General features: G+C 80.3%; 1 pseudogene. It reads left to right on the top strand.

Annotated elements, in window-relative coordinates:
• Positions 1-199 (top strand): annotated as a pseudogene (locus AX737_RS34630) (hypothetical protein); the annotation flags it as partial.
• Between the last annotated feature and the right edge of the window lie 34 nt (positions 200-233).

Here is a 233-nt window from a genome sequence, read left to right as displayed (position 1 = left end):
GGTGGGCTCGGCGGTGATCGCCGCGGCCGTGCAGCGGGCCGCCGACGAGGTGCCGGGCTTCGTGATCCGGGCGGCCGGCGGCCTGCCGGGGCTGGCCGAGCGGGTGTTCCGCCGCCTCGACCTCGAGGAGGGCGCCACGGCCGCCAACACCCTGGCGCCCGCCCTGGACGCGGTCGGGCGCGCGGCGCGCCGACGCTGACGACGGACCGGCCCGGAGGAGCGCCATTGAGGAG

The sequence above is a fragment of the Methylobacterium sp. CCH5-D2 genome (genome assembly GCF_001556475.1).
GTDB classification, from domain to species: domain Bacteria; phylum Pseudomonadota; class Alphaproteobacteria; order Rhizobiales; family Beijerinckiaceae; genus Methylobacterium; species Methylobacterium hispanicum.
This window is presented reverse-complemented; position numbering and strand designations above follow the sequence as displayed.